Consider the following 21,771-nt stretch of genomic DNA (forward strand, 5'->3'; position numbering starts at 1 on the left):
GAGAGTCATCCACTTAGGCGATATGTCCATTTTCAGTACCCCCCATGGCTGCGTTGGCTTCCCGGATCGCCGCCCACATCTGTTCCTCGGACTGGCAGTCGTCCCAGGTGGGCAGCAATTTCTCGGGGTCGATGGGCTTCGTGCCCTTGCGCCGGTTGACGTTGTAGACGGCTGCGGCGATGATCGCGGACTGAATGTCTCCCCGGCGTGCGCCGAGGGGTCCGGCGCGGCGCTCGTAGACGGCCCACTCGGTCAGCTCACGCGAGCTGATCCGGGCGAGCAGTTCGGCGACGGCCATGTTGAGGTGGCCGGCCAAGCGGAAATAGAACTCCCGCTCGGGCCGGCGCCTCATTCCCCCCAAGAGCTCGTCGACGTCCTCGTCGGTCAGCCCGGAAAGCCTCTGACACTTCTCGAACACCCTGTTCAAGACTGCAGCGTTCTTGCGACCCAGGGCGGCGACGTCCGAGTTGCTGAACACAGCGTTGCCCTTGGCGTCGACGATGCACTTCGCGACGAACTTGGCTCTCACGTTGTCGAGCTTGAGACGCTTGGTGTTGCCAGCGATCTCGGTCTCGAACCGGTCCCTCTCGGTTCCGGCCAGCGCCCTGATCCGCACAGTGCCGCCCCACTCGGGAACGGGGACGGTGTCATATGCGAGGTCGTCGGCGCCGAGGATGGCGTCGCGGCCGAGGAACTCGGCGGTCTGTGTGGTCATCGGTCAGTCGTCCTTTCGGTCAGGGCGCAGGAGTCGGGGCGGGGGTGATGGTGGGTTCGCCGGAGACCTGCCACGTCAGAGTTGCGGCCATCTGCCCGTCGATGGGCATCTCGCGCTCGAACCCGGTCAGCAGAGCCTCGAAAGCCCAGAGCTCGCCGGCCGGACTCTCCATCTCGTAGGCGACCGGGTTCGGGTTCTTGAAGTCGCCATAGATGACGTCGTGCTTGTCGGGGTCGTAGTGGCACTCGACGGACACCTCGCCGCCGTCGACCAACCCGCCGATGAACTCGCGGAAGTTCGACGGGGTGTCTCGCGCCGAGTGTGTTGGAGGCTTGAGCGTGTGCCGGGATCGCCTCCCGTCACTCGAGGTACCGGAACACGGTCATCTGTAAGCGGACCAGTGGCCGGTAGTATCCCCGGTCTGCAGGGTGGTGAGGCCGGTGGTACCACTGGGCGCGCAGGCCGAGGTTGGTGTTCAGGACCGGCAAGACGCTGGTGACGAGCTTGAGTTCGTGTACCTGCCTCAGTACAGGAAAGCCCGGCCAGTCCAGCACGTCGTCCACACTCGGTGACGAGCGGGATGTGGGGGCGGTGGGTAGTCCTGGCCTTGTCCCGGTCTTGGACAGACGCGGCCATCACGCACACCAACAGCCACAACCCCAGGGCGTCGGCGACGATGAATCTCTTGCGGCCGTTGACCTTCTTGCACGCGGCATAGCTCCGGAGCCCCTGGCCTATGGTGTTGGCGCCCTTCGTGCTCTGGGAGTCGATGATCCCGCCGAGAGCTCGCCCCCACGTCCGTGCGCGGTGCGCAGTCAGCGGCGCAAAGCGGACATGATCTGCTCGATGACCTTGGTGTCCTCAGTGGGAGAAGCACCAGTACACGCCTCTGCCAGGGCGGGAAGTCCACGGGCAGGTGCTGCCAGGAGCAGCCGGTACGCACCACGTACAAGATTGCGTCCACCACGCTGCGGCGGGGGTGCTTCTCGGGACGGCCGCCGGTGTCGGCCGGTGGGAGCAGGGCTCGATCAGGGCCCACCAGAGGGAGGGGTAGACCGGTCGTCATGGCATAGCGTCATGCTCGCGGCCTGGGGAAGCAGTGTAGGGGCGAAGCACCCGGACTGTTACCCCTTCTCAAACACGATCTAATACTGCAACGACAGGTTGTTGCCTGTGCGTCTGCGGTAGTGACTCATGCGGGCACGCTGCTGGGATCGGCGTCTGAACAACGACCACGCCAGCACGTGCTCGACCGGATGAGAGATCCGTGCCGCCACCCGGTTGAACAAACGGCGGACCTCGTTGACACTCACGGGGACCAGACACACACCCAAGGCGTGTTCTGCCCCCCCTTTTGAACGGCCTGGCGGAGCCGGGCCAGGAACGCCAGTGCGGCCATGGACAAGGTGATGTGTCGGTACCACGCCCGATAACCACCCACTTGGTAGTGGTCCAGCCCGGTCTCGTTCTTCGCGGCCTGGAAGCATTCCTCGACCGCCCACCGGGATGCGGCCACCCGCACCAATTCCGCCAGCGTCGTGTGTTCTGCTGCGAAGCAGATGTAGTAAGCGATATCAGCGGGATCGGTGAGGCTCCGACGAGCCAACAGCCAATGCCCCTTGCCCGGCTCACGCCAAGGGCGGATCTCGGCTCGGGCCCAGTCATACACGCGTGGCCCGTGCGCCCCATCACCGCAGCTCAGCCGCTCCCACGCCAGTCCGGGAAGGCCGGCGATCACCTGGTGCGCTCGGGGCATGCGCAGGTCCATCGCCACGACCGTCTGGGACTTGGGCACCGCGACCACATGATGGATACCGTGCTGCTCCATCCACATCCGCAACCGGCTCACCTGCCCGTAGGCCTCGTCCGCGGTGACCCATCCGAAAGGGATCTGGGCTTGGACTGCTCTTTGCAGCATGACCAGGCCGAGTTCGTTCTTGGTGGCGAAGGCGACCTCATCACCGATACCGGCGGCCCGGCACCGGTCGCGGTCCTGGGTCCAGGCCTTGGGCAGATACAGCTCCCGGTCGATCAACGCCCGCCTCTGGGGTGCGGCGTAGGCCAAGAACACACCGAGCTGGCAGTTCTCGATCCGCCCCGCGGTACCCGAGTACTGACGGGCCACCCCGGCCGACTTCGTGCCCTTTTTGAGGAATCCGGTGTCGTCCAGGATCAGCACCCCGTCGTGGGGGTCGCCCAGGGCCTCCACCACCAAGGTGCGCACGTCATCGCGCAGACCGTCAGTGTCCCAGGCATAGAAGTTCAGCAGGCGCTGGAGGCGTTCGGGGCCCTGTTCGCCGCACATCTCGGCCAGGGTCCACCCGTTCTTGCGTTCCAGTTCGCTGAGCAGTCCACGCAGGTAGGAGGTGGCCTGGCGGCGGGATTCGACGCGGGGGAAGCGGTGCGCGAAGGAGGCGGTGAACTCGGCGAAGCACCGCGACCAGGTGTCAAGGTCAGTGATGGCCACACACGGTTACCTACTGTGCGCGGCTATCACATCGCAACCTGTCGTTGCAGTACTAAACTGAAAACCCACAGTAGCGGGTCTCGGGGCGCCCCGGGGGTCCGCTGCTCTTCCCCCACTCAGAAACGCAACGTGCATGTGCAGGAGGCCCCGTGTCAAGCCGCACGAGAACTTTTGACCCCAGCTTCAAGTTCCCTGTAAAGCCTGCTCCCCCCAAACCGCTGGAAATTCCGGCTTCCTATCAAAATTTCAGTATCGGCTCACATCTCCTGCTCCTTGTTGTCTCATTGGTCTCTTTTGTGACAGCCGTGAACATGGCGGATGACAATCCTGGTCTCTTGTTCCTCCCTTTCCTGCCAATATTTATCGGGATCTATATCGTGGCTCGCATTGTGAGAGGGGGTTGGTACAACTACAGGCTTGGCTGGCACCGGCAGTCGCACGTTGAATTCGAAAAGGAGAGAAGCCGCTACCAAAGGAATCTGGAGAAGCTCTCCGGCGATGCCTTCGTAGACAGCCAGAACCTCGCCTCCGAGGATCGTTCCAGGCTGGGCCGGGTTCAGAAGTCCGTGGACTACATCCTGACAAGCGAAATCCACAGGTCCGGCCAGATCCTTGACACCACACGCAACCAAGTCGTCCTACGAGACCTGGAGTGGAGAATAGCGAAAGATTCCCTTCGCGCGACTAGGGCCGAACAGAAACTGCGGGAGATCGGCCAACCGAAGAGTGACCACCCGCAGGCCAAGGACTCTTACGAGCAGGCCCAGAAAGCTCTAAAAACCCTCCGTAGCGAGATCGAGGAACGCGTTACCAAGATCGTCGAGTATGCCGATCAGGTGAGGTACGCAGGGAACCTCCTGGACGACGACCACCGGGTCGAGGACTACAACGACGTTTTCACCGAGCTCCAGATCGAAACCGCCGCCGGACTCCAGCAGGACGCCTCCCTGAATTCACTACTCGAAGCCCAGAAGGTGGGCCTCGAAGTCGTGGAAATGCACACCAAGCTGGGCCTGTGAGCCTTCACCCCAGGGCACGAACCTCAGCGCACCGGCTTGACCAGCCAGAACTCATTTCCTTCGGCCTCCTGAAGGACCTGGAACGACCCCTGCTCATCGGTGACGAGCTAGGACATCACGCCCTGCCTGGTTTGCTCTAGTGGGTCTCGTATGAGGTTCTCCGCTGCCTGTTTTACGTGATCAGACTGGCAAGGTCACCATGAAGACCACCGCTCACTGGGGCTGAGAGGGCCCTGCGGTGTGTGCCAGGACGGCCTTCTGCCACTCACGGGAGTGGGCTGCTGCTAGGAGGTAAAGTCGCGTGGTGTCTCGTTGCTGACCGCACAGGAGACGACTGGCTGGTCTTCGTGACTGACGCCGCGGGGCGTCGACAGAGCCCGCCGACAAGGGTATTGGCGAGGCATGAGGGAAGATCTGGCCCCACTTCGGTCCCATCCTGGTCCCATCAGTAGAGAAGACCGTTTCAGGTGAGGCGAAGCGTCCCCTCTGAACTGGGGTTTTGTGGCGCACCCGGCAGGATTCGAACCTGCGACCGTCGGATTAGAAGTCCGGTGCTCTATCCACTGAGCTACGGGTGCTCGATTTGGTTGTGACCTGACATTGCTGCACGTGATCAGGGTGTGACGCTTTGTGGGGTGGGGTGGCGGTCCAATGGGTGGCTGGTCTGGGCAGTGGTGTCCCGGGCAGACATTCTAGGGTATTCGTCAGATGTCGCCCACGGGAGGGCAAAGCTTCACCAACTACGGTGATTCGCCGTTGCGTCTCATTACCACGCGCGCTCCACCAAACCGGTCGCTATGGGCTTCGAGCCCCACGTTACCCGTGATTAACCCCGGGTGTGCCGCTGCGCGGTCGGTGTTTCGTGAACTGGCCGCCCCGGCGCGGGGGCGGCCGGGAGGATCAGAAGACCCACCATTGACCTGCCAGGACCATCAATGACGCCACCGCGAACAGCATGCACTCCCCTTCCCCTCGACTCTAGAGCCTCTAGGTGTATGGGCCGTTGCATTGTGTGGTAAACCCGGGTTTGCTGTGGTTTGGGCACCCTCGTAGGTGCTGTTGACTGAGGGGGTGAGACGGGGACTGATCGCGGGATTCGTGCTGGACAGGCTGGTGCCGGACCCTAAGAGGGGGCACCCCGTGGCGTTTTTCGGGGCGGCCGCGGGATGGTGTGAACGTCGACTTTACCGGGATTCCGTTGCCGCGGGCGCTCTGTTCGTCGGGGCGACGGTGTTTCCGGTGGTGGTGGCGGGGTCGCGGCTGCGGGGTCCTGTGCCTACGGCCGTCGCGACCTGGGCGGTCCTGGGCGGCAGCATGTTGGGGCGAGAAGCCGAACGGGTCGCCGACGCCTTGGAACGTGGGGACCTGGACGAGGCACGCACGTTGGCCGGTGGGCTGTGCGGGCGCGAGCTCGAGCACCTGGACGCGGACGGGGTGGCGCGGGCCGTGGTCGAGTCGGTCGCGGAGAACACCTCCGACGCGGTGGTCGGGCCGCTGCTGTGGGGAGCGCTGGGCGGCCCCGCCGGACTGGTGGGGTTCCGGGCGGTCAACACCCTGGACGCCATGGTCGGACACCGAAATGAGCGCTATGAACGGTTCGGCAAGGCCGCCGCGCGCTCGGACGACGTGGCCGGTTGGGCGCCGTCGAGGCTGACCGCGCTGCTCGCGATCGCGGCGGCACCGGTGGTGGGTGGAAGCCCCGCACGGGCGTGGCGGGTGTGGCGAAGGGACGGTGACGCGCATCCGAGCCCGAACGCCGGGCAGTGCGAGGCCGCGTTCGCTGGGGCGTTGGGGCGCAGGTTGGGTGGCACGAACGTCTACGGGGACCGGGTGGAGCACCGGCCGGTGATGGGGGAGGGGCCCGAGGTGACCGTGGCCGACATCCGGCGGGCCGTGCGTCTGGCACGCGTGGTGAACCTGGGCGCGTTGTCGGTGGCGGTGGCCGGTGAACGCGGCTCTGGTCGCCGGTACTACCTCGGACGCGGGTAAGAGCGTGGTCACGGTGGGCTGTGCAGGTGGCCGGCCCGACAGGGGGGGCGGTTCGTCGCCCCGTTCAAGGCGCAGAACATGTCGTTGAACTCCATGGTGACCTCGGGTGGGGCGGAGATCGGCGGTACCCAGGCGATGCAGGTCGCCGCCGGCGGGATCGAACCCACCACCGCCGTGAAGCCGGTGTTGCTCGAGTCCGGCGCGGGCGGCCCGACCGAGACCGTCCTGAGGGCCGGGGCATCGTGAACACGGGACTGGCGCGCGCCGCCGGTCTACCGGTGGTGGTCGGCGATATCGACCGTGGCGGGGTGTTCGCGTCGATGTTCGAGACGCCGACGATGCTGGAGGAGGACCGGGTACTGGTCGCGGGCCTCGTCGTGAACCGATTCAGGGTCGACCGTTCGCTGTTGGAACCCGACCCGGAGACGTCGTGGAACCTGACCGGACGCCCGGCGTCGGAGATCTGCGGCGGTCACCAGGTACCGGCCGAGTCCGTCCGCGACGAGGTGGAGTCGAACGTGGGTTCGGTGGCGGAGTCGGGTCTGCTGCCCACGACGGTGGGGTTCGCGGCCGCTCACGGGGGGGGAGGAGGACCGGACGCCTTGGGGATCGGGTGGCGGGGCACGTGGACACCGCCGCGGTGTGGCGACTGCTCGGGAAGGGGGTTCCGAAGGGGGTCTTCTTCATTCCACCGGAGGCGCCCTGCGCGTGGTCACCGGGGACGCCCGATCCAGGGCGCCCCGGGACACGCGAGGGGTCAGGCCGCCAGGGATCGGGCGTAGTTGACCTGCTGGTTGATCTGACGCACGAGCACGGGGCTGCTCACCGGGAGTTGCGTGGCGTGGTACCTGCCGTCGGCCTGCACCGTGACCTGCACGTGCCCGGTGGTCTTGGTCTCCTTCACCAGGAGGATCAACAGGCCCAACAGGCAGGTCCACCAGAAGATGAGGATGGCGACGATGATGGCCCAGGTGGGGGTGGACTGTTCGGTGCGGCTCATGTCCGACAGGGTCCACACGCTGCCCTTGATGGGGAAGCGGCCGGCGGGGGTGATGACACTCGTCTGGGTGACGGCGATGTCCCCGATGGTGAGCAGGGTGGGCTCGGGGGCCGGGTGTCCTCCCGGATCGGCCGGCAGGTAACCACCGGTGGGGTTGCCGTAGGGCTCCAGTTGCCCTCCGATGTGCTGTTGCGGGGGAAGGTCCCAGCCGGGGGCCTGGCCGTCCGGTTGCTGCCAGGGGCGGCCTTGCTCGGGGTACTCGTTCATGTGGGGATTGTGTCAAAGCCCCTGTCCCGGTCGATGCCCGGCGGACGGTCGGGTGTGGATCGTGGCCGGTTGTGGCCAATCTTCGACGTTGAGTGGTGTGGCGGGTACGGGCTGTACGCAGACGTTTCGGCTGGTGTGGCGTGCGTCACCGCAAACGTGACGCTCCGAACCCGTGCGCGATGGACCCTCCCGAAAAACATGAAAGTCTTTCGCGATTTCCTTACTCGTGCGTAGCCTTTCGCTGATCCATCGCCCGCACCCCCAGGTGGTGACGTATATGTCTCCCGCACCCCCGCCCCTTCGACCCTCCTCGCGCAGGGCCCCCTTCCGCGCCGGCGCCATGGGAGCGGCCCTGGCCGCCACGGCCTCCCTCGCCGCCGCCCTACCGGCCACTCCGGTCATAGCCGAGTCGGTCACCTACGAGGACTACTGCGCGCCCTCGGGGTGCCACGACGTCCTTCCCCCGGGCCAGAACGGCGGCGCCACCCTGACCGAGATCCTCGGCCACCAGGTCTTCGGTACCCGCCCCGAGCACTCCTCCAGCCAACTCGACATGTACGACGACCTCGTGCACCACTACGACGGACTCACCGAGGAAGGTCTCGACGACTTCTTCCAGGACGCCTCCTACGGTGTCGACGAGGACGAGGTCGACCGCGAGTACCGGCCACGCGATGACGTCACCATCGTCCGCGACGCGGCGCACGGCATTCCGCACATCACCGGCACCACGCGCGAGGGCACCATGTTCGGTGCCGGGTACGCGGCCGGTGAGGACCGCCTCTTCCTCATGGACATCTTGCGCCGGGTCGGTCGCGGTGAGCTCACCTCCTTCGCCGGCGGAGCGGAGGGCAACCGGGGCCTCGAACAGGACCTGTGGGCCACCGCCCCCTACACCGAGGAGGACAAGCAGGCCCAGGTCGACCGGGTCGCGAGCGAGGGCGGCGAACGTGGCGTTCAGGCCCTCGCCGACGTCGACTCCTACCTGGAGGGCGTCAACGCCTACATCGAAGAGGCCGACAGCGGGCGCTACTTTCCCGGCGAGTACGTGCTGACCGGGCACAAGGACGCCATCACCAACGCTGGCGAGATCGAGCCCTTCACCACAACGGACGTCGTGGGCATCGCCGCCATGGTCGGTGGCATCTTCGGTGGTGGTGGCGGCGGTGAGGTCCACTCCGCGATCGTCCTGGCCAACTTCCAGGATCGTTACGGTGCCGAGGAGGGCCTGGAGCTCTGGCGGGCCTGGCGCATGGAGAACGATCCCGAGGCCTCCGTGACCGTCGATGGCGAGTTCCCCTACTCCCAGACCCCCGACGATCCGGTCGGTCAGGTCGTCCCCGACCCCGGCTCGGTCGAGCCCTACGACATCGTCCACGACGAGTACGGTTCGGCGGCCCCGGACGCCGCGTCCCGGGCCGCCACCTCCCAGGCCCCTGAGGTCCCCGAGGCCGAGGCGCCCACCGTGGAGGAACTCACCGAGGATCAACAGGCCGAACTGGAGGAGATGGTCGAGGAGGGCGACCTGTCCGCCGCCGAGGGCATCTTCGACGACGGAGTGCTGCCCGAAGGCTTCATGGACCCGCGCGGCATGTCCAACGCCCTGTTGGTGTCCGGCGAGCACACCGAGAGCGGTAACCCCGTCGCGGTGATGGGGCCGCAGACCGGCTACTTCTCCCCGCAGTTGCTCATGCTCCAGGAGCTCCAGGGGCCGGGCATCAGCGCGCGCGGCGCCTCCTTCGCGGGCGTGAGCTTCTACGTCCAGATGGGTCGCGGGGTCGACTACGCCTGGAGCGCCACCTCGGCGGGCCAGGACATCACCGACACCTTCGCCGTGGACCTGTGCGAGACCGACGGCTCCGAGCCCACCACCGCATCGCGTTCCTACGTGGACTCCTCCGGCGACTGCGTGGACTTCGAGGCCCTGAGCGTCAGCAACGACTGGACGCCCACAGTCGCCGACGGCACCGAGGTGGGTGGATACACGCTCACCTCGCTGCGTTCCGAACACGGCCTGGTGAGTTCCTTCGCCACTGTCGACGGAGCACCGGTGGCCTTCACCGAGCTGCGGTCCACCTACATGCGCGAGGTCGACTCCATCATCGGGTTCCAGAAGTTCAACGACCCCGACCTGATCGACTCGGCGGAGACCTTCACCGAGGCCGCCTACGACATCGCCTACGCGTTCAACTGGCACTACGTCGACGACCAGGACATCGCGTTCATCAACTCCGGCGACAACCCCGTCCGGACCGAGGGCACCGACCCCAACATGCCCATCGACGCCTATTCCGACGCAGGCTGGTCCGGTTGGGACCCGGCCACCAACGGAGCCGACTACCACCCACAGTCCGACCACCCGCAGCAGATCAACCCGGACTACATCGTCAACTGGAACAACAAGCCGGCCCAGGGCTACACGTCGGGCTGGTCGACCGGTTCGGTGCACCGAAACGACCTGCTGGACGGTCGCGTCTCCGGTCTCATCGAGGACGGACACCGCTTCACCACGGCCTCCCTCACCGGCGCGATGATGGATGCCGGGGTCGCCGACCTGCGCGCCGAACAGGTCCTTCCGCTGCTGTTGGAGGTCATCGACACCGCGCAGGTGGAGGACCCCGAACTCGCCGAGACGGTCGAGTCCCTGCGCACCTGGGCGGACTCGGGGGCCCTGCGCCGCGAACCCCGACGCGACGCCGGGCACTACGAGCACGCCGACGCCATCCGGGTACTGGACGCCTGGTGGCCGATCCTGGTGCGGGCCCAGTTCGAACCCGGTCTGGGTGAGGGCCTGTACGAGGAGTTGACCCACGCCGTCCAGACCGATGAGTCGCCCTCCGGCTCCATCGGCGGCGGCGAACCGGGCAGTGTCGACCAGGGGCAGCCGCACCGTGGTTCGGCGTTCCAGTACGGCTGGTGGTCGTACGTGCACAAGGACCTGCGCACGGCCTTGGGTCAAGAGGTCGACGGCGCGCTCGGTGACCGGGCCTACTGCGGCGAGGGCGACCTCGGCGACTGCCGGACGGTGGTGTTGGACAGCCTCGCCGAGGCCGCGGCCACCCCGGCCGAGGAGATCTACCCCGGGGACGAACACTGCGCGGCAGGTGACCAGCTGTGCGCGGACACCGTGATCCACCAGTCGGTGGGCGGGATCGACATGTGGCCGATCGCCTGGCAGAACCGGCCCACCTACCAGTTGGTCTACGAGTTCTCCGGTGGTCGGTGACACCCACCGCAGGCACATAGGGGACGAGAGCGGCCCGTGGCGTCCCGCCACGGGCCGCGATCCTGTATCCATTACCGGATTCTTGTGGTTCGCCAGGGTTGTGTGGGTAGCTTAAGGACTACCCGAAACCACAGCGGGAGGGCCGACAGGAACATGCCTGCTTGGCTGATCTGGATCATCCTCGCGGCCGCCCTCGGGGCCGCCGAGTTCTTCACCCTGACCTTCGTCCTGGGGTTGCTGGCCACCGCCGCACTGGTCGCCGGCCTCCTGGGGGCCCTGGGACTACCGGTGGTCGTGCAGATCATCGGGTTCGCCGCCGCCTCCGCCGCCGGGGTCTGGCTGGTCAAACCGATCATGGACCGGCAGATCACCCGCGGCCCGGACGTTCGTTCCGGCACGGCCGCTCTGGTGGGGCGATCCGCCCTGGTCCTGGAACCGGTCGACGCCGATCACGGACTCGTCAAGCTCGGCGGGGAGGAATGGTCGGCGCGATCCATCGACGAGGACCTCGTCATCCCGGTGGGCGCGCACGTCGACGTCGTGGAGATCGACGGAGCCACCGCCCTGGTCTATCCGCGCGAGGCGTTGCCCGAACCCATCGAGCCGAACGGGCCCGACCAGACCAGGCCGGGACAGGACCGCCCGGAAGCGGACTGAACCCGGCCACCACGACCATCCGAGACCGAGCCGCGCAAGCCACCAATCGACCTAGGCACAGGTACAGAAGATGGACCCTGCGATACCGCTCATCATCATCGCCGTTCTCCTGGTCGCCATCGCTTTGTCGGCGATCCGTATCGTTCCCCAGGCCCGCGCCTACAACATCGAGCGCTTCGGCCGTTACATCCGCACCCTCGACCCCGGACTGAACTTCATCATTCCGGGGGTGGACCGGGTCAATTCCAAGTTCGACCTGCGCGAACAGGTCTTCAGCTCGCGTCCCCAACCCGTGATCACCGAGGACAACCTGGTGGTCAACATAGACACCGTCCTCTACTACCAGGTGACCCAGCCCAAGGCCGCCGCCTACGAGGTCGCCAACTACATCCAGGCCATAGACCAGCTCACCGTCACCACGCTGCGCAACGTCATCGGTTCCATGGACCTGGAACGCACGTTGACCTCCCGGGAGGAGATCAACACCCGCCTGCGCGGGGTTCTCGACGAGACCACCGGCAAGTGGGGCATTCGCATCAACCGGGTCGAGATCAAGGCGATCGACCCGCCGCCGACCATCAAGGAGGCGATGGAGAAGCAGATGCGGGCCGACCGCGACAAGCGCGCGGCCATCCTGCACGCCGAGGGTGAACGCCAGTCCCGCATCCTCAAGGCGGAGGGCGCCCGCCAGCAGGCCATCCTGGAGGCTCAGGGTGACCAGCAGGCGGCGATCCTGCGCGCCGACGGTGAGGCCAAGGCGATCGAGCAGGTCTTCCAGGCCGTGCACGCCAACGACGCCGACGCCAAGCTGCTCGCCTACAAGTACCTGGAGACCCTGCCGAGCCTCGCCGAGGGCGAGGGCAACACGTTCTGGGTGATCCCCGGCGAGTTCACCGAGGCGGTCAAGAACGTCTCCCACGCCTTCGCCGGCGACGCCGCCAAGACGGCTCCGTCCACGGAGAAGGGACAGCGGGAGGAGGGTGACTCGGGCCCCGCGCAGATCACCGGACCGGACCCGGCCAGGTCCACCTCGTCTCAGGCGGCGGCGCAGGCGGCGGAGGCCGCCGAGAAGGCGGTCGCCGATGCCCGGGACGACGTTCGCCGGGCCGGGGCCAACATGGGTTCGACCCCGTCCCAGCGCAAGGGCGAGTGAGGCCGACCGGACGGAAACGACGACGATGACGGTGGCCGCCCCGACAACGGGCGGCCATCGCCATCGCGTGGGTCCTCAGACCAGCAGCAGTTTGCCGGTGGTGGTGCGCGAGGTGAGGTCCTCGTGTGCCCGGGCCGCTTCCTCCAACGGGTAGCGGCCGCCGACCCGCACGTCCAGACGCCCCTGCTCGACCAGCTCGAACAGGTCGCGGGCCCGGCCCAGCAGCTCCTCGCGGTCGGTGACGAAGTGCGCGAGGGAGGGGCGGCTGAGGTAGACCGAACCGGCGCTGTTGAGCCGCTGCGGGTCCACCGGTTCCACCAGGCCGCTGGACTGCCCGAATAGGGCCAACACCCCGCGTGGGCGCAGCGAGGCCAGGCTCGCGTCGAAGGTGTCCTTGCCGACGCCGTCGTAGACCGCCGCGACGCCTTCGCCGTCGGTGAGGTCACGGACGGCTTCGGCCACCGGGGTCTCGGTGTAACGAACGATCTCGTCGGCGCCGGCCGCGCGGGCGATGGCCTCCTTGGCCTCCGTGGAGACGGTGCCGATCACCCGGGCGCCACGGGCCTTGGCCAGCTGGGTGATGAGCAGTCCGGTGCCGCCCGCGGCTGCGTGCACCAGGATGGTCTCGCCCTCGGCCACCGGGTGCACCGAGTAGGTGAGGTAGTGGGCGGTCATGCCCTGGAGCAGCAGCGCGGCGGCCTGTTCGTCGGCGACCCCGTCGGGGACGGGGACCGCCAGGTCGGCGTCGACGGTGGCGCGGTCGGCGTACCCGCCGGGTGACATCGCCCAGCCTACGCGTTGCCCCACCTTCAGGTCGGTGACACCATCACCGACCGCCGTGATCGTGCCCGAGGCCTCCATGCCCGGAACGAACGGCAGGTCCACCTTGTAGACGCCGCTGCGTTGGTAGACGTCGATGAAGTTGACGCCCCGGGCGGCCACGTCCAGGAGGACCTGGCCCGGTCCTGGGGTCGGGTCGTCGATCTCCTGTGTGCGTAGGACCTCGGGTCCGCCGAACTCCTCCATCACGATGGCGCGCATGTCGTCTCGTCCTCCCTGTCGCGGTGACCGTGGCCCCGACGCTAACGCGCCCGCCGCCGGGATGGAACGCTCACCTCGGGGCCGGGCGGTATCGAGGACGGGCCCGCTACTCGGCGTCGATGCGGTGCAGTGCGAAGTCGGTGTAGGCCACGACGATCGATTCGTTGCCGGAGGCGGCCCGTTGGATCAGCCCGATCTGGCGTCGCTCCTCATCGTCCAGGTCGGTGTCGTCCGGTAGCGGTTGCTCGTCCACGGTGCTCAGCGCGAGCTCGTCGTTGATCCACAGCCGCAGGTCCATGTACGGGTCATCGCCCTCCTCGCTCACGTGCTCGCAGGAGAACTTGAGGTTGTTGGTGACCAGGTCGCTCAGGTTCGCGTCATAGGGCAGACCGGTGACCTCGGTCTCCTCGTCGAACAGGTCGTAGGTTCGGAAACCCTTGATCTCGGTGCTGGAGGCGAGCGCGGTGCTGCCGCTCTCCTCGGTCACCCGACGGATCTGCGCCTCGCCGCCGTCCAGGCGGACCTGCGCTTCGTACAGGGTGTCCTCATCGCTCTCTTGGCCCCAGCAGTAGGCGCCCGTGGTGGCTTCGTTCGGGCCCGAGAGGGGCGCCAAGGTGGTGCTGATGAGGACCCGTGGGGGTGTCTCCCCGTTGAAGGGGACGAGCGTGCTCTGGCTTTCCTGGAAGGAGGAGTTGATCGCGAGCAGCATGGCGTTCTGCTCGTCCCAGTATCCGACGTTGTTCATGTCGGAGATCTGGGGATCGAAGTTGTAGGCTCCTGGCCAGTCGGGATCCGTGGCGAAATCGGTCGTGTAGATACTCGTGCTGTTCTCCGGAGGGGACTCCGAGCCGGAGAACAACACGACGCCACCGACCGTGGCGATCAGCAGCAGCGCGGCCACACCACCGCCGACGAGCATGAGCTTGCGGCGGCCGCCACCGGAGGCACCGTTCACCGGCCGTCCGGGAGCGTTCGGGCCGCTGGGAACACCGGGTCCGCCCGGACCTCCGTGCATCCCGTACACGGGCTGCGCGTGGCCGCCGTTGGGCCACTGCCGACCCTGTCCGGGGGCCGGAACGTGTCCGCCATGGGGCCCTTGGCCGTGTTGGGGACCCGACCGTGGGTTGGCGCCGTGCGTCCCCATCGGAGCCTGCGGTCCCTGCGCTCCCTGTTGGTGGGCCTGGTGCTGTGGGAAGGCCTGGGCCCCGGACGGCCCCTGGAACCCGGGCGGTCCCTGTGGAGCCGGACCGTTCTGGTGCGTCTGCTGTGTGTTCGGTGCGGTCGGCCGCACCATGGTGGGCGGTACGGCAGGGACGGGGGCCCTTCCCTGGTCGCCGGGGACGGGGGCCGTTCGCTGCGGACCGGATTCCTCCGGCGGCGGGGTGCCCGCCACCGGAGCGCTGCTGGGCGGGGCCCAGGAGGTGCTGATGGTCCGTCGTACCTCCGACTCCTCAGGGTCCTCCTGGCCGGTCAGCTTGGCCAGTAGTTGCTGGGAGGAGGGACGGTTGGCGGGGTTCTTGTCCAGCGCGGTCCCGACCAGTTCCAACAGGCTCGGGTCCAACCCGTCCAGCTTGGGTGCGGCGGAGGAGATGTTGTGCAGGACCGCCGGGACCGTCGCCGCGTCGAAGGGTGCCTCGCCGGTGCCGGCGAACGCCACCAGGCACCCCCAGGCGAAGATGTCCGCGGCCGGTGTGGCCCGCTCGCCCAGGATCAGCTCCGGTGCCATGTAGGAGGGCGTACCCATGAGCTGACTGGAACGGGTGATGCCGCCGCCGGCGTCGTCCATGGCGCGGGCGATGCCGAAGTCGATCACCTTCGGGCCCACCGTGGACAGGAGGACGTTGGCGGGCTTGAGGTCGCGGTGGACCACCCCGGAACCGTGGATGGCGGTCAACGCCGCGGCCACGCCCATCGCCAGACCTTCGAGGGTGCCGCCGTGCATCGGACCCTGCGCGCGCACCGCCTCGTCCAGGTTCGGGCCGGCCACGTACTCCGACACGATGAACAGTGGCTCGCCCTCCAACCGGGCGTCGATGACCCCGGCCGTGGAGAAACGGGCGACCCGTCGCGCCGAGTCCACCTCGCGGGCGAACCGCTTGCGGAACGACTCGTCGTCGGCGAGGTCCGGGTGGATCAGCTTGACGGCGACGGGGCGGCCGCCGGGACCCTCGGCGAGGTAGACGGTGCCCATGCCACCGCGTCCGAGCCGACCGACGATGCGGTAACCGTCGAGTTCACGCGGGTCGCCCGCGCGCAGGGGTTTGCCGCTTGAGTGGCCGTTGGACGTCACAGTCGAGGGTCCTCACAAATCGTGTGATAAGCGCTTATCAGCGTACCGACGCCGGCACCGGGCGTGTTCCGAAGGGGTGTGATCCCACCGAAGTCGAAACGGTTCTGTCCGCGGTGGTCGTCGAGGTGGGGGAAAGCGGGGGTGGTGCCGTGGCCGGTCGTCGAGGATCTCATCGCCCCGGAAGCTCTCGAACAGCATCCGGAGCGGTGACGTGCTCTGGTCCCGGGAGAACGGCACGGCCTGGCGCCGGGTTCCAGGGTGATCGCGGGTCCGTGGCCCGGGGGTTCCTCGGTTCCACGGATGGTTCCACGGGTGGTGACGTCGTCGCGGTGGAAACAGTTCCACGGAGGCTTCCCCTTCGCTAGTATTCGATCACACGTTCGAATGCCTGTTCGTACTTCCCCGCGGGTGGGCACCCCGGCGGTGCGCCCTGACGCCGCCGGACGCCGAACGAGGAGTCGGTCGATGCTTGGGGGAACGGTTGTGGGGCGGTACTACGGATCGGACGTCACGGTCGTGGAGGACGACGGCAGACCCACCCGCTTCGTGTGGGACGGGCGGGTCTACGGGGTGCGCAGGATCATCGACCAGTGGGTGACCCTGCGTCGTGACTGGACACCGGGTGAGAGCTCCCAGGTGCCCGAATGCCGGCACTGGAGGGTCGAGGCCGGTTCGGCCTACTCCCAGGGGGTGTACGAACTCCGGCACGACACCACCACCGGTGGGTGGCTGCTCTCCCGGGTGTGGGGATGATCCGGGAGGTAAGACGGGACGGCCGGGCCGGTGCCACCACCGACCCGGCCGTCCCCGTCTATGGCGTCGTCTTCAGGTCCGTCGGCAGGAGACTGTAGACGGCCAGGTCGGTGCGGCCCTCGTTCAACGGCATCGCGTTGCGCTCCACCCCCTCGTGGACGAATCCGGTGGACTCGGCCACCCGACGAGAGGCGATGTTGCCCACCGCGGCCTTCAGTTCGATCCGTTGGAATCCTTGGTCGATCGCCCAGCGGGACACCGCCACGACCGCTTCGGCGGCGTAGCCACGGCCCCGCCCCCACGGCGAGATCCAGTAGCCGACCTCGGTCACCTTCGCAGGCCACTCGGTGCGCAGCAGGGCCAACGAACCGACGAACCGGCCGCCCTCGCGCTCCAGCAGGGCCCAGTGCTGGCCGTCACCGGAGGTACGGATGCCCGGCGCCAGGCGTAGGCAGAAGTCCTCCGCGTTCTCCCGGGTGTAGGGCTCTCCGGGGGCCGGCAGCGGAACCCACCGCTGAAGGTCGGGGTCCACACACGATGTGTACACGTCGTCGATGTCGCGTTCGAGTACCGATCGCAGCCGGAGCCGCTCGGTCTCCAGGATGACCGAGGGCATGGTCGGCGTGCTCTGAACGGTGGTCATGGTGGAGTCGAACCCTCTTTCCTCGAATCGCGCCGCGCACCCACGGCGTGGCGGCGGCTGCTCACGATAGCCGCGCCGGCCATGGCCGGCGCAACCGGATATCGCGAGGATCACCGCCGTGACCTGCGGTGGGAGAAATCCGCCACAGGGGCCGCGCGAGACGTTCCCTAGAGCAGGCCGTGTGCCACCCGCTCTCGGATGGCCGAGTCGAACACGTCGGCGAAGGCGTTGCCGGGGCATTCGGTGTCCAACCAGTCCCGGTGCCGGGCCAGTGCCTCCTGCGGGGTGACCGCGCCGGTGTCCGGGTTCACGTACTCGATCTCCCGGGCCGGGTCCACGCCGGTCAGCGCGCACAGCACCCGCAGCACCGTCACCAGCGAATCCTGGGCGGCACGTGTGGGCACCTCGTGGGTGAAGTCGCCGAGCAGACACACCCCGACGTTGGCGTGGTTGAAGCCCGCCGCGTGGCCGGCGGTCACCGAACGGGCGCGGCCGGGCAGCGGTACTCCGGAGAAGACCGGGATCCCGTCCTCGCCCGAGTGCCGACCCTCGTAGACCACGCCGTCGGGGTCGATGAGCAGGTGGTAACCGATGTCGCCCCAAGCCTGCTCGGCCGCGTGGAGCCGATACACCGCACGCACGTCGGCGGCGTGGTCGTCGGTGGTCGCCATGGCCGTGTGGTGCACGGTCAACGCCTGGACCCGGTGGAACTCGGCCGGCCACAGGTCGTCGCCGTCCTCGTCGAAGCGCAGGGATTCGTCCGCGCCCCAGCCCGCCCGCGTGCGCACCGGCAACAGGGAGGTGCCCGACAACGACCGGTACTCGCCGCCCTCGGCGCGGAGCGTGGTCCGCTCCGGCCCACCGAAGGCGAGCGGTTCGCCGTCGCGGACGTTCACCGCGGTCAGGTCGGAACCGTCGGCGCCGCGTACCTGGTAGCCGATCGCGCCTTCCGGGGCGCGCACCATCGCGGTCGAGTCCGGGTCGAGGTGGTCCGGTCCTTCTGTGTGGAAGCGCAGGTCACGCCAGGACCCCCACCCGTCGGGGAGCTCGAAGCGCACCGACGCGCCGGAGACCCGCTCCGGCGACCGGGAGACGGAGACCAGGTCGAAGCGGCGGTCGGGGCGTACGGGGGAGCCGGTGGAGGTGGTGGTCTCGGTGAGCACGCGGGGGACGGCCCGGGTGTCGGAGCCCTGCGCCGAAGCGGCCGTAGGGGTGAGCAACGCGGGGGCCAAGGAGCCGAGGCCCGCCGCCGTGGCGGTGGTCAGGAAGGTGCGCCGTCGCATGTGTGTCCGTTCTGTTCGCCGACTGTGTTCATCGCGGGGCAGGGCGTCAGGGGGACGGGGACCGCAACAGCCTGCCACATGCCTGTGACGTACGACACGTGAGTGCTTCCTGGGGGTCCGAAGTGACCGGAGGCGGAGACGGCGAGCACGGAGGAGAGGGCCACCACGACCTGCGCCACCACGGCGACACGGAGGGGGACCCGGTCTGATCGACCTGACCGGGGAACGTCGCGTGCCCACCGAGGACCTGGAAAACCACGGACCCACCGTCATCCCTTGCTCGAGAGCATCATTTTCGCTGGTCAAAGCATTGGGCGGGGAATCGCTGTGGCTTCGCTCGAGCGAGGAGGGCATCGCGGTCCGCCGCGGTGACGGCTTTCCGGTCCTGGGGCCGGAACGGTTCCGTGGAATGGTGCGGGACTCCGGTACACGGCGCGCGCTGACGCGGACTCTGGCACAGTTGACGGTGACTTGAGGGCCCGGCGGTGTGCCGGGAACGGGTTGCCCGGGGTCGGCAGGACCCCCGCTGAGCGGCGCGAACGCCGCGGACTACGCTGGTCCGGATCCATCTCGGACAGGGCCCGAACGGGCAGCCCACGGACCTCATGCCTTCGGGGAGCGACCATGACCAACGATGACCGCGAGGAAGCCCGTCACACGGAGGGCGATCCCTCCGAACCACGACGCGGCAAGCCCTCGCCGGGCCTCGGCCCGCGCCTGGGAGGTCTGCTCGACGGGCTGCCGGAGAGCGGCAAGGGAGCCCAGGGCGCTCCCTCCGTACCGGCCCCGCAGGGGGAGGAGCCGCGGTCCGTACCGGGCAACCCCTTCCGCAGACCCCTCCAGGAACCGGCGGCGCCCACCCGGCAGGTGCGTCCGGCGAACCCGCCCGCGCCACCCGCGCCGCCCGGGAACGTGACACCCGAACCCGAACCCGAACCCGCTCCGGAGCCGGAACCCGAGGCCGCGCCGGAACCCGAGCCCGAACCCGTGTCCACACGGGCGCCGGTCACCGCCCGCGATCCGCGACCGAACGTCATCCCCTTCCGCGGCGGCCCCCACCCGGCGGCACGGCCACAGGAGCCCCTCGCACCCGAGGCCGACCCCCCGGGAGGAGAACCCGCACAAGAACCAACCCCCGCGCAGGGTTCCACCGAATCCGACGCAGCCACGAACACCGGCCACGTGGACCAGGTCCCCGCGGCCGCCGAACCAGCGGAGCAGAGCGACACCGTGCACGCACACGAAGCAGCGGCCTCCTTCTCGGAGCCGCAGCACACCGGGCCGCCCCGGGTGGGAGAACCGGCCGGGGACGTCCGCGGCCGACCCGCCCCGGCCCCCGAAGCGCCCGCCGACGACGCCTGGCGACACACCGGCCATGACTTCGACGACGCCGAACGCGCCGCCGTCTACCGTGCCATCCGCGAACGTCGCGACGTCCGAGCGGGTTTCCGGCCCGACCCGATCCCCGCCGAAGTGCTCACCCGCGTCCTGGAGGCAGCCCACCAGGCGCCCAGCATCGGACACACCCAGCCCTGGGACTTCCTGGTCATCGACGACACGGAACTGCGCGCACGGGTCCGTGACCTCGCCGAACAGGAACGGGACTCCCATTCCGGGGACCGTCCCGGCGCTCGCGCCCACGCCTTCTCCGGTCTCAAGGTCGAGGCGATCCTGGACAGCCCGCTCAACATCGCGGTGACGGTCGACCCGACCCGCGGAGCGCAGGCGCCCGGACGCCACGCCAAGCCCGCCTCCTACTCGGCCGCGCTCGCCGTCGAGAACCTGTGGCTGGCCGCCCGCGCCGAGGGACTGGGCGTAGGTTGGGTCGGGATCACCGACGAGCGCGGTGTCGCCGACGTGCTCGCCTTGCCCTCCCACTTGGAGGTCGTCGCCTACCTGTGCGTCGGCTACGTCGACGAGTTCCCCACCGAACCCGAGCTCGGCCTCAGCGGCTGGGTGAAGGGACGTCCCCTGTCCTGGGCGGTGCACCGTGACCGCTACGGTCACCGCGGTCTGCCCGGTCAGGAGCCCACCACCCTCCTGGAGGAGACCATCACCGCCATCGGAGCGCTGAACGCCCGCGCCGTGGAGGAGGCCAGGGACCGGCAGGCCAGGATGACCAAGCCGCTGGGGTCCCTCGGCGTGCTGGAGGACGTGTCGGTACGGCTCGCCGGGTTGGCGGGGGAGTGCCCTCCGCCCATCCCCGAACCGGCCGCCGTCGCGGTGTTCGCCGGTGACCACGGCGTGTACGCCCAGGGGGTGACCGCCTGGCCACAGGAGGTCACCGCGCAGATGGTGCAGAACTTCATCGACGGCGGTGCCGTGGTCAACGCCTTCGCAGAGCAGGTGGGCGCCGAGGTGACCGTCGTGGACGTGGGTGTGGTCGGTGACCTGCCCCCGGCCGCCGGTCTGCTGCCCCGCAAGGTCGCGCGGGGGACCGCCGACTTCACCCAGGGGCCGGCGATGAGCCGCGAGCAGGCGCTACAGGCCCTGGAAGGCGGAATCGAGGTGGCCCGCGACCTGGTTTCGGCGGGCAATCGCTGCCTGATCACCGGGGACATGGGGATCGGCAACACGACCCCCGCCGCGGCGCTGGTGTGCGCCTTCACCGGAGCCGATCCGGCCGAGGCCACCGGGCGGGGCACCGGTGTGGACGACGCCACCTACGAACACAAGGTCGAGGTGGTTCGCAAGGCCTTGGCGGCCAACCCGGTGGATTCCGAGGACCCGATCGGAACCCTGGCGGCCCTGGGCGGCTTGGAGCACGCCGCGTTGGCCGGATTCATCCTGGGCGCCTCGGCGCTGCGGATCCCGGTGTTGTTGGACGGGGTCATCGCCGGTTCGGCCGCGCTGGCCGCCGCCGCGATCTCCCCGGAGTCGCTGAGCGCCTGCTTCGCCGGGCACCGTTCCACCGAGCCCGGTCACGGTGTGGTCCTGCACCACCTGGGTCTGACCCCGCTGGTGGACCTGGAGATGCGGCTGGGCGAGGGGTCCGGTGCGCTGCTGGCGCTGCCTCTGCTGCAGGGTTCGGCGCGGGCGCTGCGCACCGTCGCCACCTTCGACTCCGCGGGGGTCTCCACGGACCGGTGATCCGGTCGGGCCGTGACGGTGGTCCGTGCCCTGGAACGAGGGCGCCCCGCCACCAGAGGAGGTGGTGGGGCGCCCTCGCGTCGATGCGGCGGGAGTCACCCCGCTCTGTGCTCACCCCTTTACCCGGCTGTAACACCGCTTTGACAAGGTGTTTTGGAGTAATCGCCGAAATTCTCCG

15 protein-coding genes, 1 tRNA gene and 4 pseudogenes are annotated in these 21,771 nt (G+C 68.4%); 8 read left to right on the forward strand and 12 right to left on the reverse strand.

Going from position 1 to position 21,771, the window contains the following annotated elements:
* Nucleotides 1-13: 13 nt before the first annotated feature.
* The 6 genes and pseudogenes from NLI01S_RS25150 to NLI01S_RS08525 all read right to left on the reverse strand — a co-directional run bounded on the left by NLI01S_RS25150 (nucleotide 14) and on the right by NLI01S_RS08525 (nucleotide 3,176).
* Complete coding sequence (locus NLI01S_RS25150) at nucleotides 14-715, reverse strand: phage tail assembly protein T (protein WP_084392402.1); 702 nt, start codon at nucleotides 713-715, stop codon at nucleotides 14-16.
* Between the two features lie 19 nt (nucleotides 716-734).
* Nucleotides 735-1,010 (reverse strand): annotated as a pseudogene (locus tag NLI01S_RS08515) (phage tail tube protein); the annotation flags it as partial.
* Between the two features lie 302 nt (nucleotides 1,011-1,312).
* Nucleotides 1,313-1,534 (reverse strand): annotated as a pseudogene (locus NLI01S_RS26280) (transposase); the annotation flags it as partial.
* Nucleotides 1,535-1,616: 82 nt separating this feature from the next.
* Nucleotides 1,617-1,781: pseudogene (locus NLI01S_RS26285) on the reverse strand (transposase); the annotation flags it as partial.
* A gap of 79 nt (nucleotides 1,782-1,860) precedes the next feature.
* Nucleotides 1,861-2,028 carry a hypothetical protein gene (locus NLI01S_RS25650; protein ID WP_157090986.1) on the reverse strand — a complete coding sequence of 56 codons (168 nt, stop codon included), beginning with the start codon at nucleotides 2,026-2,028 and terminating at the stop codon, nucleotides 1,861-1,863.
* Nucleotides 2,025-3,176, reverse strand: a complete 1,152-nt coding sequence (locus NLI01S_RS08525; RefSeq protein ID WP_190318402.1) for an IS701 family transposase — start codon at nucleotides 3,174-3,176, stop codon at nucleotides 2,025-2,027. The genes NLI01S_RS25650 and NLI01S_RS08525 overlap by 4 nt, the downstream gene beginning before the upstream one ends.
* Before the next feature lie 155 nt (nucleotides 3,177-3,331).
* On the opposite strand from NLI01S_RS08525, the gene NLI01S_RS08530 reads away from it, so the two are divergent.
* Complete coding sequence (locus NLI01S_RS08530; protein ID WP_157090987.1) at nucleotides 3,332-4,201, forward strand: hypothetical protein; 870 nt, start codon at nucleotides 3,332-3,334, stop codon at nucleotides 4,199-4,201.
* A 502-nt stretch (nucleotides 4,202-4,703) separates the two neighbouring features.
* Here NLI01S_RS08530 and NLI01S_RS08535 read toward each other — a convergent pair.
* Nucleotides 4,704-4,779 (reverse strand) — tRNA-Arg (locus tag NLI01S_RS08535).
* A gap of 508 nt (nucleotides 4,780-5,287) precedes the next feature.
* Here NLI01S_RS08535 and NLI01S_RS08540 point away from each other — a divergent pair.
* Both NLI01S_RS08540 and NLI01S_RS26290 read left to right on the forward strand, forming a co-directional pair.
* On the forward strand, nucleotides 5,288-6,190 hold the full coding sequence (locus tag NLI01S_RS08540) for a cobalamin biosynthesis protein (RefSeq protein ID WP_067602115.1): 903 nt from the start codon (nucleotides 5,288-5,290) through the stop codon (nucleotides 6,188-6,190).
* Nucleotides 6,147-6,639: pseudogene (locus NLI01S_RS26290) on the forward strand (nucleotide-binding protein); the annotation flags it as partial. The gene NLI01S_RS08540 and the pseudogene NLI01S_RS26290, both read left to right, overlap by 44 nt.
* A 308-nt stretch (nucleotides 6,640-6,947) precedes the next feature.
* Here NLI01S_RS26290 and NLI01S_RS08550 read toward each other — a convergent pair.
* Nucleotides 6,948-7,457, reverse strand: a complete 510-nt coding sequence (locus tag NLI01S_RS08550) for a hypothetical protein (RefSeq protein ID WP_067601946.1) — start codon at nucleotides 7,455-7,457, stop codon at nucleotides 6,948-6,950.
* Nucleotides 7,458-7,797: 340 nt separating this feature from the next.
* On the opposite strand from NLI01S_RS08550, the gene NLI01S_RS08555 reads away from it, so the two are divergent.
* The 3 genes from NLI01S_RS08555 (at nucleotide 7,798) to NLI01S_RS08565 (ending at nucleotide 12,493) form a co-directional block, all read left to right on the forward strand.
* Entirely contained in the window at nucleotides 7,798-10,683 is a 2,886-nt protein-coding gene (locus tag NLI01S_RS08555; protein WP_190318403.1) for a penicillin acylase family protein, read from the forward strand.
* Between the two features lie 153 nt (nucleotides 10,684-10,836).
* Nucleotides 10,837-11,340, forward strand: coding sequence for an NfeD family protein (locus NLI01S_RS08560; RefSeq protein ID WP_067601952.1), 504 nt, complete (start codon nucleotides 10,837-10,839; stop codon nucleotides 11,338-11,340).
* A gap of 70 nt (nucleotides 11,341-11,410) precedes the next feature.
* Nucleotides 11,411-12,493 carry an SPFH domain-containing protein gene (locus NLI01S_RS08565; protein ID WP_067601955.1) on the forward strand — a complete coding sequence of 361 codons (1,083 nt, stop codon included), beginning with the start codon at nucleotides 11,411-11,413 and terminating at the stop codon, nucleotides 12,491-12,493.
* Nucleotides 12,494-12,568: 75 nt separating this feature from the next.
* Here the strand turns inward: NLI01S_RS08565 and NLI01S_RS08570 are convergent, their stop codons facing one another.
* Nucleotides 12,569-13,534 carry a quinone oxidoreductase family protein gene (locus NLI01S_RS08570; RefSeq protein ID WP_067601957.1) on the reverse strand — a complete coding sequence of 322 codons (966 nt, stop codon included), beginning with the start codon at nucleotides 13,532-13,534 and terminating at the stop codon, nucleotides 12,569-12,571.
* A 106-nt stretch (nucleotides 13,535-13,640) separates the two neighbouring features.
* Nucleotides 13,641-15,824 carry a serine/threonine-protein kinase gene (locus tag NLI01S_RS08575; RefSeq protein WP_067601960.1) on the reverse strand — a complete coding sequence of 728 codons (2,184 nt, stop codon included), beginning with the start codon at nucleotides 15,822-15,824 and terminating at the stop codon, nucleotides 13,641-13,643.
* A gap of 465 nt (nucleotides 15,825-16,289) precedes the next feature.
* On the opposite strand from NLI01S_RS08575, the gene NLI01S_RS08580 reads away from it, so the two are divergent.
* A complete protein-coding gene (locus NLI01S_RS08580; protein WP_067601963.1) occupies nucleotides 16,290-16,577 on the forward strand; it encodes a DUF6504 family protein in 288 nt (95 codons plus the stop codon).
* Nucleotides 16,578-16,635: 58 nt separating this feature from the next.
* Here NLI01S_RS08580 and NLI01S_RS08585 read toward each other — a convergent pair whose 3' ends face one another.
* Nucleotides 16,636-17,220: a GNAT family N-acetyltransferase gene (locus NLI01S_RS08585; RefSeq protein WP_067601966.1), complete on the reverse strand. Its 585-nt coding sequence runs from the start codon at nucleotides 17,218-17,220 to the stop codon at nucleotides 16,636-16,638.
* Between the two features lie 167 nt (nucleotides 17,221-17,387).
* Nucleotides 17,388-18,503, reverse strand: a complete 1,116-nt coding sequence (locus tag NLI01S_RS08590) for a peptidoglycan recognition protein family protein (RefSeq protein ID WP_067601969.1) — start codon at nucleotides 18,501-18,503, stop codon at nucleotides 17,388-17,390.
* A 624-nt stretch (nucleotides 18,504-19,127) separates the two neighbouring features.
* Between NLI01S_RS08590 and cobT the strand changes: the two genes are divergently transcribed.
* A complete protein-coding gene (gene cobT / locus NLI01S_RS08595; RefSeq protein WP_067601972.1) occupies nucleotides 19,128-21,593 on the forward strand; it encodes a nicotinate-nucleotide--dimethylbenzimidazole phosphoribosyltransferase in 2,466 nt (821 codons plus the stop codon).
* Nucleotides 21,594-21,771: the final 178 nt, after the last annotated feature.

Origin of the sequence: Nocardiopsis listeri NBRC 13360 (assembly GCF_001570765.1) — a bacterium.
In the GTDB taxonomy this organism is placed as follows: Bacteria; Actinomycetota; Actinomycetes; order Streptosporangiales; family Streptosporangiaceae; genus Nocardiopsis; species Nocardiopsis listeri.

Excerpts from the sequence above, each read along its gene's own strand:
- NLI01S_RS25150 (WP_084392402.1), bottom strand. The coding sequence starts at position 715 with ATGACCACACAGACCGCCGAGTTCCTCGGCCGCGACGCCATCCTCGGC.
- NLI01S_RS08550 (WP_067601946.1), bottom strand. The coding sequence starts at position 7,457 with ATGAACGAGTACCCCGAGCAAGGCCGCCCCTGGCAGCAACCGGACGGC.
- NLI01S_RS08555 (WP_190318403.1), top strand. The coding sequence starts at position 7,798 with ATGGGAGCGGCCCTGGCCGCCACGGCCTCCCTCGCCGCCGCCCTACCG.
- NLI01S_RS08560 (WP_067601952.1), top strand. The coding sequence starts at position 10,837 with ATGCCTGCTTGGCTGATCTGGATCATCCTCGCGGCCGCCCTCGGGGCC.
- NLI01S_RS08565 (WP_067601955.1), top strand. The coding sequence starts at position 11,411 with ATGGACCCTGCGATACCGCTCATCATCATCGCCGTTCTCCTGGTCGCC.
- NLI01S_RS08570 (WP_067601957.1), bottom strand. The coding sequence starts at position 13,534 with ATGCGCGCCATCGTGATGGAGGAGTTCGGCGGACCCGAGGTCCTACGC.
- NLI01S_RS08580 (WP_067601963.1), top strand. The coding sequence starts at position 16,290 with ATGCTTGGGGGAACGGTTGTGGGGCGGTACTACGGATCGGACGTCACG.
- NLI01S_RS08585 (WP_067601966.1), bottom strand. The coding sequence starts at position 17,220 with ATGACCACCGTTCAGAGCACGCCGACCATGCCCTCGGTCATCCTGGAG.
- NLI01S_RS08590 (WP_067601969.1), bottom strand. The coding sequence starts at position 18,503 with ATGCGACGGCGCACCTTCCTGACCACCGCCACGGCGGCGGGCCTCGGC.
- cobT (WP_067601972.1), top strand. The coding sequence starts at position 19,128 with ATGACCAACGATGACCGCGAGGAAGCCCGTCACACGGAGGGCGATCCC.